The sequence below is a fragment of the Pseudomonas sp. TH06 genome (assembly GCF_016651305.1).
GTDB lineage: Bacteria > Pseudomonadota > Gammaproteobacteria > Pseudomonadales > Pseudomonadaceae > Aquipseudomonas.
Map to the genome: position 1 here is coordinate 4,474,018 of NZ_JAEKEC010000001.1, position 14,019 is coordinate 4,488,036.

Annotated in this window: 12 protein-coding genes and 1 pseudogene; 7 read left to right on the forward strand and 6 right to left on the reverse strand. The window is 56.9% G+C overall.

The window, feature by feature from the left end; genetic code table 11:
• The first annotated feature begins 13 nt into the window (after window positions 1–13).
• Window positions 14–1,372, forward strand: coding sequence for a glutathione-disulfide reductase (gene gorA, locus JFT86_RS20065; RefSeq protein WP_201238031.1), 1,359 nt, complete (start codon window positions 14–16; stop codon window positions 1,370–1,372).
• Here gorA and JFT86_RS20070 read toward each other — a convergent pair.
• Window positions 1,369–2,385 (reverse strand): DNA-binding protein, encoded by a 1,017-nt coding sequence (locus JFT86_RS20070; RefSeq protein WP_201238032.1) that lies wholly within the window; start codon window positions 2,383–2,385, stop codon window positions 1,369–1,371. The two genes, gorA and JFT86_RS20070, sit on opposite strands and share 4 nt — an antisense overlap.
• Before the next feature lie 177 nt (window positions 2,386–2,562).
• On the opposite strand from JFT86_RS20070, the gene JFT86_RS20075 reads away from it, so the two are divergent.
• The 3 genes from JFT86_RS20075 (at window position 2,563) to ahpF (ending at window position 5,895) form a co-directional block, all read left to right on the forward strand.
• Window positions 2,563–3,501 carry a site-specific integrase gene (locus JFT86_RS20075; RefSeq protein ID WP_201238033.1) on the forward strand — a complete coding sequence of 313 codons (939 nt, stop codon included), beginning with the start codon at window positions 2,563–2,565 and terminating at the stop codon, window positions 3,499–3,501.
• A 138-nt stretch (window positions 3,502–3,639) separates the two neighbouring features.
• Window positions 3,640–4,203, forward strand: coding sequence for an alkyl hydroperoxide reductase subunit C (ahpC, locus tag JFT86_RS20080; RefSeq protein ID WP_007912224.1), 564 nt, complete (start codon window positions 3,640–3,642; stop codon window positions 4,201–4,203).
• 129 nt (window positions 4,204–4,332) lie between these two features.
• Complete coding sequence (gene ahpF / locus JFT86_RS20085; protein WP_201238034.1) at window positions 4,333–5,895, forward strand: alkyl hydroperoxide reductase subunit F; 1,563 nt, start codon at window positions 4,333–4,335, stop codon at window positions 5,893–5,895.
• A gap of 176 nt (window positions 5,896–6,071) precedes the next feature.
• Here the strand turns inward: ahpF and gloA are convergent, their stop codons facing one another.
• On the reverse strand, window positions 6,072–6,593 hold the full coding sequence (gene gloA, locus JFT86_RS20090; protein WP_103307162.1) for a lactoylglutathione lyase: 522 nt from the start codon (window positions 6,591–6,593) through the stop codon (window positions 6,072–6,074).
• A gap of 139 nt (window positions 6,594–6,732) precedes the next feature.
• Between gloA and JFT86_RS20095 the strand changes: the two genes are divergently transcribed.
• Entirely contained in the window at window positions 6,733–7,251 is a 519-nt protein-coding gene (locus JFT86_RS20095) for a DUF4946 domain-containing protein (RefSeq protein ID WP_201238035.1), read from the forward strand.
• 219 nt (window positions 7,252–7,470) lie between these two features.
• Here JFT86_RS20095 and JFT86_RS20100 read toward each other — a convergent pair whose 3' ends face one another.
• From JFT86_RS20100 to JFT86_RS20110, 3 genes are all read right to left on the reverse strand, one after another.
• Window positions 7,471–7,836 carry a histone-like nucleoid-structuring protein, MvaT/MvaU family gene (locus tag JFT86_RS20100; RefSeq protein WP_201238036.1) on the reverse strand — a complete coding sequence of 122 codons (366 nt, stop codon included), beginning with the start codon at window positions 7,834–7,836 and terminating at the stop codon, window positions 7,471–7,473.
• 236 nt (window positions 7,837–8,072) lie between these two features.
• Window positions 8,073–9,608 carry a cyclic diguanylate phosphodiesterase gene (locus JFT86_RS20105; protein WP_201238037.1) on the reverse strand — a complete coding sequence of 512 codons (1,536 nt, stop codon included), beginning with the start codon at window positions 9,606–9,608 and terminating at the stop codon, window positions 8,073–8,075.
• Between the two features lie 114 nt (window positions 9,609–9,722).
• The gene (locus tag JFT86_RS20110) at window positions 9,723–10,595 is read right to left on the reverse strand and encodes a LysR family transcriptional regulator (protein ID WP_201238038.1); all 873 of its coding nucleotides are present in this window, start codon (window positions 10,593–10,595) and stop codon (window positions 9,723–9,725) included.
• Between the two features lie 78 nt (window positions 10,596–10,673).
• Here JFT86_RS20110 and JFT86_RS20115 point away from each other — a divergent pair.
• Window positions 10,674–11,614: pseudogene (locus JFT86_RS20115) on the forward strand (DMT family transporter).
• A gap of 247 nt (window positions 11,615–11,861) precedes the next feature.
• Complete coding sequence (hppD, locus tag JFT86_RS20120; protein WP_201238039.1) at window positions 11,862–12,938, forward strand: 4-hydroxyphenylpyruvate dioxygenase; 1,077 nt, start codon at window positions 11,862–11,864, stop codon at window positions 12,936–12,938.
• A gap of 61 nt (window positions 12,939–12,999) precedes the next feature.
• Here hppD and rarD read toward each other — a convergent pair whose 3' ends face one another.
• Window positions 13,000–13,881, reverse strand: coding sequence for an EamA family transporter RarD (rarD, locus tag JFT86_RS20125; protein ID WP_201238040.1), 882 nt, complete (start codon window positions 13,879–13,881; stop codon window positions 13,000–13,002).
• Between the last annotated feature and the right edge of the window lie 138 nt (window positions 13,882–14,019).

A 14,019-nucleotide genomic window follows, 5' to 3' on the forward strand; every position in this document is an offset into this window, starting at 1 on the left:
CGAGGAGATAGAAATGGCCTACGATTTTGACCTTTATGTGATTGGTGCCGGTTCCGGCGGTGTGCGGGCTGCGCGGTTTGCGGCCGGTTTTGGCGCGAAAGTGGCGGTGGCCGAGAGCCGTTATCTGGGCGGTACCTGCGTCAATGTTGGCTGCGTGCCGAAAAAGCTATTGGTGTACGGCGCGCATTTTGCCGAAGATTTTGAGCAGGCATCCGGTTTCGGCTGGAGCCTGGGCGAAGCGAATTTCGATTGGCCGACGCTGATTGCCAACAAGGATCGCGAGATCAATCGCCTCAATGGCATCTATCGCAACCTGTTGGTCAACAGCGGCGTGACCTTGCATGAAGCGCACGCGAAGATCACTGGCCCGCACGAGGTTGAGGTGAATGGTGAGCGCTTCACCGCGAAAAACATTCTGATTGCCACCGGTGGCTGGCCGCAGATTCCGCAGATTCCGGGGCACGAACATGCGATCGGTTCGAATGAAGCGTTTTTCCTGAAAGAACTGCCCAAGCGTGTATTGGTCGTGGGCGGCGGGTACATCGCAGTCGAATTCGCCGGGATCTTCCATGGTCTGGGTGCGAACACCACGCTGCTGTATCGCGGTGATCTGTTCCTGCGTGGCTTCGATGGCTCGGTGCGCAAGCATTTGCAGGAAGAGTTGACCAAGCGCGGCCTGGATCTGCAGTTCAACGCCGACATTGCGCGTATCGACAAGCAGGCCGATGGCAGTCTGAAGGCCACGCTCAAGGATGGTCGCGTGCTGGAAGCGGATTGCATTTTCTATGCGACCGGTCGCCGTCCGATGCTGGACAATCTGGGGCTGGAAAACACCGATGTGCAACTCACCGACAAGGGCTTCATCAAAGTCGACGAGCAATACCAGACCAGCGAGCCATCGATTCTGGCGCTGGGCGATGTGATCGGTCGCGTGCAATTGACGCCAGTGGCGCTCGCCGAAGGCATGGCGGTGGCACGACGCTTGTTCAAGCCGGAGCAATATCGTCCGGTGGATTACAAGATGATCCCGACCGCAGTGTTCAGCCTGCCGAACATCGGCACCGTTGGCTTGACCGAAGAAGAAGCGCGCGAAGCCGGCCACGACGTGGTGATCTTCGAAAGTCGCTTCCGGCCGATGAAGTTGACCTTGACCGAGTGTCAGGAAAAAACCCTGATGAAGCTTGTAGTCGACGGCAAGACCGATAAAGTCCTCGGTTGCCACATGGTCGGTCCGGATGCCGGCGAAATCGTTCAGGGTCTGGCGATCGCGCTGAAGGCTGGCGCGACCAAGCGTGACTTCGACGACACGATCGGGGTGCACCCGACGGCCGCCGAAGAGTTTGTCACCATGCGTACACCGGTCGGCGCTTAAGCGTCTTTCGGTTTGGCCGAGTCTGGCGCTGCCGCCACGGTAGCTGCCAGACGCTGGCTTTCTTCCAGGCTCGCCTGTGTGTTGCTCAATTCCTTTTTCAGTGACTGATTCAGCAGCGTTTGCTCGTCGACGCTCTGTTTGAGTGTCTGACTTTCCAGTGCTGCAACGCGCAAACGTTCCTGGAGGAGGGTGCGTTCACTATCGACACGGGCCGCTTGTTCAAGCAGTTGATCCTGACGCTGATTGCTGTGCTTGAGCTGGTCCTGCATCAGGCTCAGTTCGCGCTGGGTGCCACGGTTTTCCGTGAGCAGGCGTTCGTTGTCACGGTGCAGTTGAGTGATCTCGTCCTGACGTACCAGTGCACTTTGTTGCGCTTGGCGCAGTTCTGCCTGCAATTGTTGAACCTGGCCTTCGTGGCGACTCTGTTCCTGCTCGCGCTGCTCCTTGGTCGCGTTGCGGTAATGTTCCAGCGCATCGCGTGCGTGCAGGTGCTTTTCTTCCAGCGAGCGGATCTGCTCGTCCTTGTCCTGCAAGCGCAATTCAAAGTCCGCCAATGCCTGATTCAGACCGGCATTGCGGGTCTGTTCGGTCTGCAGCATCGAACGGGTGTTGCTCAGTGCTTCGGATTCACGCTCAAGGGCGGCGCCTTGAATGTCGTGCTTGTGTTCGAGCTTTTCCAGGGCCTGACGAGTTTGTTTCAGCTCCGACTCCAGCGCTTGGCGCTGTTCCTCAAACTCCTCGCGAGCTTGCTCGATCGGCTCTTGCGCCTGTTCTTTGAGGCGTTGGGCGAGGCGAGAGACGAGGGCGGTCAATTCATCGTCGATGGGTTCAGCCGAGGCTTCAATGGGCTGAGCGCCATCATCCAGCTCTTTCAGATAGCGATGGATCGTGGTTTTCGAGCCGGTATTGCCCATTTCAATGCGTACTGCATCGATGCTCGGGTGTTCGCCTCGGGCGAGGATCGCGGTGCGCGCGATCTGCACCAGGGCTTTGGTAATGCCGCCACGGGCCATGTGAACTCCTACGTTTACGTACTGTGGTACATGCCACTAAAGTACGCAGTGTACCATGCTGAAAATAAAGTTAAATCATTGATATTAAAGACGCGGGATATACTGGTATTACCCAGTGTCAAACGGCAAAATGCGTTTCTGCACCCTTGAATCAGTACGCCAGCGAGAAATCTGCCCATGAGCGATCTGGATCGCTATCTGCAAGCCGCCACCCGTGACAACACCCGCCGCAGTTATCGCGCAGCCATCGAGCATTTCGAAGTGAAGTGGGGCGGTTTCCTGCCAGCGACGGCCGATAGCGTCGCGAGGTATCTGGTTGCCCACGCCGGAGAGCTTTCAATCAATACGTTGAAGTTACGTCTGTCGGCGTTGGCGCAGTGGCATAACAGCCAAGGGTTTGCCGATCCGACCAAGGCGCCGGTGGTGCGCAAGGTGTTCAAAGGCATTCGCGCCTTGCATCCGGCACAGGAGAAACAGGCCGAGCCGTTGCAGTTGCAGGATCTACAGCGCGTGATTGACTGGCTCGAGCATGAAGTGCAAACCGCCAGAGAGCAGCAGGACCGTCCGCAATTGCTCAAGGCTTACCGTGATCGCGCACTGATTCTTCTGGGATTCTGGCGCGGCTTTCGCAGCGATGAGTTGTGCCGACTGCAAATCGAGCACGTGCAGGCACATGCCGGCAAAGGAATCACCCTGTATTTGCCGCGCAGCAAGGGCGATCGAGAAAACCTGGGGCAGACTTATCAAGCCCCGGCACTGCTCAAGCTTTGCCCGGTGCAGGCATACATTGACTGGATCACCGAGGCGGCGCTGGTGCGCGGACCGGTTTTTCGCAGCATCGACCGCTGGGGCAATCTCAACGAGGAAGGGCTGCACGCCAACAGCATCATTCCTCTGCTGCGCCAGGCGTTGCAGCGCGCCGGCATTCCTGCCGAAAACTACACCAGCCATTCGCTGCGCCGCGGCTTTGCAACCTGGGCTCATCAAAGTGGCTGGGATCTGAAATCGTTGATGAGTTACGTCGGCTGGAAGGACATGAAGTCAGCCATGCGCTATGTTGAGGCCAGCCCCTTTCAAGGGATGGCTCGGATTACGGATAAACCGGCTTTGTCGTAGATATCGTTTTCTTCTATTAATACAGTCAGCTAATAGCGAAAACAAATCAGCAGCATCAGGTTTGCCAATGAGCCATCCGTCGAGTGAGTGGGTAGGATTCACCCCATCAACTTCATAACCACTGACGGAGAGTCATCAATGCCTATCATCAACAGCCAAGTAAAACCGTTCAAAGCTACCGCGTTCAAAAACGGCGACTTCGTTCAAGTCTCGGACGCTGACCTGAAAGGCAAGTGGTCGGTCGTGTTCTTCTATCCAGCCGACTTCACCTTCGTTTGCCCAACCGAGCTGGAAGACCTGGCTGACAACTACGCTGCCTTCCAGAAACTGGGCGTAGAGATCTACAGCGTTTCCACCGACACCCACTTTGCCCACGCTGCCTGGCACAACACTTCGCCAGCCATCGGCAAAATCGAATACACCATGATCGGCGACCCAACCCACGCCATCTCCCGCAACTTCGACGTGCTGATCGAAGAAGTTGGCCTGGCTGACCGTGGCACCTTCGTGATCAACCCTGAAGGCCAGATCAAAATCGTTGAACTGAACGATGGCGGCGTTGGCCGTGACGCTTCCGAGCTGCTGCGCAAAATCAAGGCTGCTCAGTACGTTGCTGCTCACCCAGGCGAAGTTTGCCCAGCCAAGTGGAAAGAAGGCGAGGCCACTCTGGCACCGTCCCTGGACCTGGTCGGCAAGATCTAAGTCTGTGACACGCAACTCAGGGCGGTACGCCGCACCTACTTAAGTACGCTGCACCGCCCAATAAAACGCCCGGGCGAGATTCGCTCGGGCGTTTTTTTTCGCCTCAAATTTATTCAGGAGATCGCCCGTATGTTGGACGCCAATCTTAAAGCCCAGTTGAAATCGTACCTGGAACGGGTCACCCAGCCGATCGAGATCGTTGCCTCCCTCGACGACGGTGCGAAATCCCGTGAAATGCTGGAACTGCTGAAAGACGTTGCCAGTCTTTCGAGCCAAATTACCCTGATCGACAGCGGTGACGATGCCCGCAAACCATCGTTCTCGATCAACCGTCCCGGTGCTGACATCAGCCTGCGTTTCGCCGGCATCCCGATGGGCCACGAGTTCACTTCGCTGGTGCTGGCCCTGCTGCAAGTCGGTGGTCACCCGTCGAAGGCCAGTGTTGAAGTGATCGAGCAGATTCGCTCGCTCAAAGGCGAGTTCAGCTTCGAGACTTACTTCTCGCTGTCCTGCCAAAACTGTCCGGACGTGGTCCAGGCGCTGAACCTGATGGCCGTGCTTAATCCGAACATCCGCCACGTCGCCATCGACGGTGCGCTGTTCCAGGACGAAGTCAACGATCGCAAGATCATGGCCGTGCCGAGCATCTACCTCAACGGTGAAAACTTCGGCCAGGGCCGCATGGGCCTGGAAGAGATTCTCGCCAAACTCGACACTGGCGCCATCGAGCGTCAGGCCGAGAAAATCAGCGCCAAGCAAGCGTTTGACGTGCTGGTCGTGGGCGGTGGCCCGGCCGGTGCTTCGGCAGCGATCTATGCGGCACGTAAAGGTATCCGCACTGGCGTTGCAGCGGAGCGCTTTGGCGGTCAGGTGCTGGACACCATGGCCATCGAGAACTTCATTTCCGTGCAGGAAACCGAAGGCCCGAAACTGGCCACCGCGCTGGAGGAACACGTCAAACAGTACGACGTCGACATCATGAACCTGCAGCGCGCCGACAAGCTGATCCCCGGCAAGAACGGCGAGCTGCACGAAGTCCGCTTCGCCAGTGGCGCGACCCTCAAAGCCAGGAGCGTGATTCTGGCGACCGGTGCGCGCTGGCGTGAAATGAACGTGCCGGGCGAGCAGGAATACCGCAACAAAGGCGTGGCGTACTGCCCGCACTGCGACGGTCCATTGTTCAAAGGCAAGCGTGTGGCGGTGATCGGCGGCGGTAACTCCGGCGTTGAAGCGGCCATCGACCTGGCCGGTATTGTGTCCCACGTAACGCTGCTGGAGTTCGACGTGCAACTGCGTGCCGACGCCGTGTTGCAGCGCAAGTTGCACAGTCTGCCGAACGTAACGGTGATCACCAGTGCGCAAACCACTGAGGTCACTGGCAACGGTGAGAAGGTCAACGGCCTGCGCTACAAGGATCGCAACACTGACGAGTTGCGTACTGTCGAGCTGGAAGGGATCTTTGTGCAGATCGGTTTGCTGCCGAACACCGACTGGCTCAAAGGCACCATCGAGCTCTCGCCGCGTGGCGAGATCATTGTCGATAACCGTGGCGAGACGTCGATCCCGGGGATCTTCGCTGCCGGCGACGTGACCACCGTGCCGTACAAGCAGATCGTGATTGCGGTGGGCGAGGGCGCCAAGGCTTCGCTGAGTGCTTTCGATCACTTGATCCGTACTTCGGCGCCGGCGTAAACGTCAGGCCAGAAATGAAAAAACCCGTGAGCGATCACGGGTTTTTTTATACCTGAGACAAATCCAAATGTAGCAGCGAGCCTGCTCGCGATAGCGGTGTGTCATTCAACGATTATGTTGGCTGACCGGATGCCTTCGCGAGCAGGCTCGCTCCTACAGAGGGATTGTGCTGTCAGTTACAGCGGGGTTGGCTGGATGATTTCGACCCAGTAACCATCCGGATCCTTGATGAACGCCAGGCTCTTCATGCGGCCATCGGTCAGGCGCTTCTGGAAGTCGCAGCCCAACTCTTCAAAGCGCGCGCAAGCGGCAACGATATCCGGCACCGAGATGCAGATGTGGCCGAAACCACGCGGATCAGTGTTGCCATTGTGATAGGCAAAATCAGCATCGTTTTCGGTGCCGTGGTTATGCGTCAGCTCCAGAATGCCTGGAATCGATTTCATCCATTCGGTGCGGGCAGCGGCGTCGGCCGGGATCTGCGCCTTGTCGACCAGGGCGAGGAAGTACAGGCTGAACTCGGCTTCCGGGAAATCGCGCTTTTCAACCAGCGAGAAGCCCAGTACGCGGGTATAGAAATCCAGAGACTTGGTGATGTCTTTCACGCGCAGCATGGTGTGGTTGAAGACGAAGTTGCGGGTTGCGCTGTCTGGGGTGGCGGTGACGCCGGGGAAAGTGTTCAGTTCGTGCAGGCTCATGGGCCCTCCAATAACTATGGGCGAGTGAATGGGCGCAATGATACGCATGCCTGCCGGCATCGCCAAATGAAAGGGCGGGCTTGCCCTGCGCCCGGGCGGGGCTCAGACTTTATGGCTCAATCCGCGAGTGTGTCCGGCAATGATCCGACTGTGCAAAACCCTGTTAGTTTTCTTTGGTTTGTCTCTTGTCTCGGCTACGGTGCTGGCCGATGCGCCGAGCATCACTTGGCCCGCCGGTTGGGAAGTCGAGGCATTGCCCGATGCTACTGCGCAAGTTTCCAGGCAGCGCGCGGTCAAGAACGATGCCGATGGCAATCAGGTCATGGTGATGGAGCTGACCATGACTCAGGTCGAAAGTGATCATCAGGTCAACTTGCAAGGCGTGCTGCTGGAAATGCGTAAATCAATCCAGAAGGACTTTTTTCAGGGCGGCTATCAAAGTGTCTGCAACAAGGTGCATTCGGCGACGCTCGGTTCATTGCCCGCGCTAGAGACGACTTGCACGGTGACCGAGAATGGCCGGCACGTGTTATCGCAAACGCTCGTCGCGGCAGTCGAGGCGGATAAGGCTTATGTTCTTTCCTATGCCGGTCAGGCCGAGGTTTATAAGGCAAGCGCCGACGAAATAACGGCGGCTAGAAACAGCTTGAAACTTTAAACGCCTGTTCTCTTCGCGGCCCGGTTAGATACCCGAAGGGATTAAGCACAAAGTTTAAGGTTGGCCTTCGGTCGCAACACGATGCAGCAAAATGTTTAGGCTTCTGGCTCAGTGACGTTACAGATAAATCGCAACTTGCTCGATGAAATTCATTTCATTTGTTAGATATTGTCAATAAAAAAAGCCCTGCATCGTGCAGGGCTTCATGTTGGCAAGGGATTAACCGCGCAACCAGGAATCAACGGTAGCGGCACCGTATTGTTCCTTCCAGGCCTTCAGGCCACGGTGGTTGCCGCCCTTGGTCTCGATCAGTTCGCCGGTATGCGGGTTCTGATAGACCTTGACCACGCGAGCGCGGCGGGTTTTAGGCGCTGCAGACGCTTGCAGAGCGGATTTTGTCGGGTTCGGATCGAGAATGGCGATGATGTCTTTCAGGCCTTTGCCGTAGTGTTTCATCAGCCCCTGGAGCTTTTCTTCGAATTCGATTTCTTTCTTGAGCCCGGCATCGTTCTTCAGCGATTCCAGCTGCTTGAGCTGTTCCTGAAGGGCCTTTTCAGCTGCACGAAATTCAGCGAGTCTGGACAATATCTTTACTCCAATAGTGTATTTGGCTGATACCAACCGCAAACAAAGCTATAAGCCAAGAGCCTTGTAGCGACTCGGTGATAATTGGCTCACCTGCCAATCTTTGCGCAGGCAAGAAAAATTGTAGTTGTTAATGCGTCTGGAGTAAATCCTGATGATGTCCTCATGTAACAGCAGTGGTCTTTTGTATCAATTTGGTGCGTCTCGTCAGCCGGCCTGCGCTTTATCCTTTTTAGTTAATGGTGACTTAATGCACTAATGAAGTCTGCTGCCGGCATGGGTTTGCCGTAGAGATAGCCCTGCAGAAAGTTAACGTTATGCGCGGTCAGATAATCGGCCTGCGCCTGAGTTTCGACACCTTCGGCAACAATGCCCAGATCAAGCTTGGCCGAGAGTTCGATGATGGTGTCGAGAATATGCCGTGAGAGCGCATCAACGCCGATCATGGCGACAAAACTCTGATCGATCTTGAGGAAGTCCACATTGAATTTGCGCAAGTAACCCAGGCTTGAATGCCCGGTGCCGAAGTCGTCGATGGCGATCTTCACACCCAAGGCGTGCAGTTGCTCAAACAATTGTCGCGTGGTGTCGGTTGGCTCTATCAGCTCGCGCTCGGTCAACTCCAGCACCAGGTTGACACTACCGGGCGCGAAGGCAGCGAGAAACTCACGGCAGTCCTTCACCAACTCCAGGTCCTGGCAATGGTTGGCGGTGATGTTGATGCCGATATGAAAGGGTGTGGTGAAGCTCGATGATTGAGGTCCGAGCAACGCTGCGGTCTGCCGCATCAAGGCGCGGGTCATCGGTACGATCAATCCCGAATGTTCGGCAAACGGAATAAACAGATCCGGGCGCACCAGCCCCTCTTTGGGGTGATTCCAGCGCATCAGTACCTCGGCGCCCGACCATTGTTTAGTGTCGCCGTGAACCACCGGCTGGAAGTAAGGAATGAACTCGCCGGCCTCCAGCGCGCGGAGCATTTCATGGCTCGGCGAAGTGGAACGCTTCTGCAAGACATGACCGATAGCGCCAGAAATCACACCGAAAAAAATCAGCAGGCTAAACAATGGCGGGTATTCGTCGGCCATAAAGCGCCAGGTCTCGCCCTTGGGAAATCCGGCCGACACACTGAACGCATAGCGCGATGAATTGCGCACGCTTTGCGCGACTGGCAGTGCGGGCAGGGCACCTTGGTGAACTTTGCCATCGGCGGACAGCCAGTTGTCGCCCACTTGCAGTAACAGCAGCGTTTGCCGGCCGATCAAGCGCAGTATGTTGCTCAGGTGATAGCCATCCAGTGTCGTCAGCGCACCACCGCGACCTTCGCTGAGTCGATACACCAGCAGCGCGGTATTGGGCGTTACCGGATTGCCGTTCATCAACCACAATTTGCCCTGGGTGTAGTCACCCGCGTTAACGGCTTCCTTATAGTCGCCGAACAACGAGCTGCAATAGAGGTTGTCGTCCCACACCAGATTGGTCGAGCGCACGAAAGGGCGGCGAGTTACTTGCTCGCGCAAAGCCAGTTTGACGTCTTCACACGATTGTCCGGCCAGCGGCAGCAACTCCCTGGCGGCCTGAGCGGTGTTATCGAGCATCAATTCGAACTGGCGCAACGCTTCTTCGGCGGTCAGTTGCGAACTCTGCTGGAGCGTGCGTTCGGCCTGCATGTAAAGAATCACGCTGCCCAGCAACACCGGAAGCAGGCCGCTTAACAGTGTTACGGCGATGCGGGCGCTGCGCTTGCGGCGGGGTCTGACGGTTAGCGGCATGGGCGCATCCTGTCGCAAAAAATGAGAACTCTCGAATGCCGACCGGGCAGTGGCGCATCGGGGGAAAACGGTTCAGCCAATGGGATGATAGATGGCCGATAACACTTGCGCCGCTCAGCGCTGGTTCATCCGTGTAGCCATGTCGATAAAGGCCAGTGTTGCGGGTGAGGCCTGACGTTGGTCGAGGACGGCAAGGCCGATCTGACGTCTAACGCCTGGCGACAGCGGTATTGCTACGTAGCCGCGATGTGGCGAGTCCGGTAGCGAACCTTCGGCGACCACCGTGATAGCGTCGCCCCGGCTGACCGTGTCGAGCGTGCTGAGCAATTGCGAGCAGCGATAGCGAATATTCGGTTGCAGGCGTGCCGCGTTGAACAGCCGTGACACTAGCTCTGACGACCCGGCCTCGGTCAAGATGAACGGATCGGCGCAAAGCTCTTTCAGGCTCAACTCGGTTCGCATGGCCAAGGGATGGGCGATGGGGAGGAGGGCAACCATTTGATCTTCGATCAACGCAAAGGTATCGAAACGCTCTTCGGGCAGCACCACAAAACCGACGTCGATCCGGCGCTCTTCCAGCCACTGCATGACTTGTCGATCCGGACCTTCATCCACGTGAACTTCGATGCCCGGATGGGCTTCGCGATAACGCCGCACAATTCCTGGCAACAACTTGATCGATGAGGTCGGGCCGAATGAGCCGATACGCAACGTACCGCTTTTCATGCCTCGGGCATCGGCGGCCTCCTGGCGCAGGGTATTGGCCAGTCCGAGCATCGCCCGGGCGCGCAGCAATAATTGCTCACCGATATCACTGAGCTCTACCTGTGACTGATGCCGGCGCAGCAGTTCGACGCCGAGTTCCTGCTCCAGCGATTTCATCGCATGGGACACCGCCGACTGTGAAATCCCCAGGCGATGGGCCGCGAGGGTAAAACCACGAAGCTCGGCGACCAGCGAGAATATCTCCAACTGCGTGAGGGTCATGAGTAATTGCTCATTTTACGATGATCGAAAATGAGATGAATGATAGCGCCATTCTTCATTGATTTCGTTTGGAGTGTCATGCGTAAGCAAACCAGTACAAGCCCATCCGACATGGCGATCTATCTGACGCTGGCGACCGTGACCATGATCTGGGGCGGGACATTCGTCGCCGGGCGATTTCTGGCCGGCGGCCTCAGCCCGGTTTTTGCTGCCAGCCTGCGTTTCTTGCTGGCCAGTGCCGCACTGCTGGGTTTTTGACACTCATGCGGATTCCATTGGCGCGCCCAACGCCACGGCAATGGCTGCAACTGACACTGCTGGGCTGCTGCGGCATCTTTTTCTACAACCTGTGCTTCTTTTATGGCTTGCAGTACATCAACGCTTCGCGAGCCTCGTTGATTGTCGCGTTGAACCCGGCGGTGATCGGCCTCGCGTCCTGGGCATTGTTCAGAGAACGCCTGGGGCGCGTGAAAGTCGCGGGTATTGTGATCTGCATCCTCGGTGCCGGTCTGGTGATTGTCAGTCGCAATCCGCAACTGCTGGCCACAACGCCCGACGCGTGGATCGGCGATCTGTTGATTCTGGGGTGCGTACTTGGCTGGGGCGTTTACTCGCTGTTTTCCCGCAGTCTCAACCAGACGCTGGGCCCGGTGCAGACCGTGACGTACTCGATCCTCATCGGCACGTTGATGCTCTGGACGCTGGCGGCGCTGCGTGGCGAACTCAGTTGGACCGCGCTGACCGAACTCGGCACGCCGCAGTGGTTGAGCCTGATCTACCTCGGCGTTTTCGGCTCGGCACTGGCTTACATCGGCTACTACGAAGGCATCCGCAAAATCGGTGCAACACGTTCAGGCGTGTTCATTGCCCTGAATCCATTGACCGCCGTGATCTTCGGCGCACTGTTACTCGATGAGCAGCTGACGCTGGCCATGTGCCTGGGCGGGGTGTTGATCCTGACGGGCATCTACCTGTGCAACAAACCCCTTGCACCCTCGCCAGAAAAGCGGATTTTATAGAGAGAGCAGACAAGCCTATTTACGCTGTGTAGAATCGGGTTACGCATACAATAATAATCCTCTTCTGGCAGCAGAAGCCTCGCCCGCAAGAGCCTTGGGTCGACAATGAAGATATTCGGGTTTCAACTGATCTACGGTGACTTCCTCGCCCGCAGTGTGCGCGGCATCTCCTGTGCGCCACCCACCGGTCTCAGCATTTACTGACAAATAACCCTGGTTAATTGATAAGAAATGATGAGGCGCCACCATGGCAGATTTATACGAAAACCCAATGGGCCTGATGGGCTTTGAATTCATCGAGCTCGCCTCGCCGGTCCCTGGCACCCTGGAGCCGATCTTCGAGATCATGGGCTTCACCAAAGTCGCGACCCACCGCTCCAAGAACGTACACCTGTACCGTCAGGGCGCGATCAACCTGATCCTCAACAATGAACCGAACAGCGTTGCTTCGTACTTCGCGGCCGAGCACGGCCCGTCGGTGTGCGGCATGGCGTTCCGGGTCAAGGATTCGCAGAAGGCTTACAACCGCGCACTGGAACTCGGCGCTCAGCCGATTCACATCGAAACCGGCCCGATGGAACTGAATCTGCCGGCGATCAAAGGCATTGGCGGTGCACCGCTGTACCTGATCGACCGTTTCGGCGAAGGCAGCTCGATCTATGACATCGACTTCGTGTTTATCGAAGGCGTTGATCGCAACCCGGTTGGTGCCGGCCTGAAGATCATTGACCACCTGACGCACAACGTGTATCGCGGTCGCATGGCCTACTGGGCGAACTTCTACGAGAAGCTGTTCAACTTCCGCGAGATCCGTTATTTCGACATCAAGGGCGAGTACACCGGCCTGACCTCGAAAGCCATGACCGCACCGGACGGCATGATCCGCATCCCGCTGAACGAAGAGTCGTCCAAGGGCGCCGGGCAGATCGAAGAGTTCCTGATGCAGTTCAACGGCGAGGGCATCCAGCACGTTGCGTTCCTCACTGATGACCTGATCAAGACCTGGGATCAACTGAAGAAGATCGGCATGCGCTTCATGACCGCGCCGCCGGACACCTACTATGAAATGCTCGAAGGCCGCCTGCCGAACCATGGCGAGCCGGTTGATCAACTGCAATCGCGCGGCATCCTGCTCGATGGTGCGTCGGAGCAGGGCGACAGACGTCTGCTGCTACAGATCTTCTCGGAAACCCTGATGGGCCCGGTGTTCTTCGAATTCATCCAGCGTAAAGGCGACGATGGTTTCGGCGAGGGCAACTTCAAGGCACTGTTCGAGTCGATCGAGCGTGACCAGGTACGCCGTGGTGTACTGACTGCCGAGTAAACAAAAAAGCCTGGCTTCGGCCAGGCTTTTCAAATCAAAAGATCGGACGATCTTTTTGCTTTCAAGGCCTACGCTGGCGCATCAAATGTTTAAACCCTTCAAACACCAACACCACAACTGCCAGCCAGATCGGAATGTAGGTCAGCCATTCTCCTGACTTGATGCTCTCACCGAGCAACAACGCCACACCGAGCAGCAACACCGGCTCAACGTAACTCAACAAACCAAACAGGCTGAACGGCAGCAAGCGGCTGGCAATGATGTAAACCACCAATGCCGAAGCGCTGATCAAGCCGAGTAATGGAATCAGCCACAACAACCCCGGGTATTGATCGAACACGCCGAAACCCTGATCACCGCCGTGCACGAACCAGTAAGCCACCGGCAACATCAAGGTCATGTCGACCCACAGGCCGCCGAGATTGTCAGTCTTCAGGTATTTGCGCAGCACGAAATACAGTGGATAGCCGATCACCACCACCAGGGTTGCCCAGGAAAATCCACCGACCTGATACAACTCGTTCAACACGCCCAGGCTTGCGAAGAACACGGCGATCTTTTGCAGGTACGACAGGCTTTCGCCGTAGGCAATCCGACCGGTCAGCACCATGGCCAGTGGCAACAGGAAGTAGCCCAGCGACACATCAAGGCTGTAACCGTTGAGCGGCGCCCACATGAACAGCCATAACTGTACGCCGAGCAAGGCTGCCGAGACGATCAGCCCGGCGATCAATTTCGGCTTCGCCGCCATCAGGCGCACCAGCTCCAGCACCCGCCGCCATTCACCGGATACCAGCATGAACACGGTCATGCACGGCACCGTCAGCAGCATCCGCCAGCCAAAGATTTCCACGCCGCTCAACGGGGTGAGCAACGAGGTGTAGTAATACATGACGGCAAACAGCACCGAGGCTGAGACCGATAAAGCGATACCTTTAGACAAACTGTCCTCGCGGGTGGGTGATCAAACGGGGCGCGAAGGATACGTGGTTTTTGTGCTGAATAATGGCCGGATGGCCATTATTTTCAACACTCCTTCCACCCTGTAGGAGTTGCCGAAGGCTGCGATCTTCTGATCCTG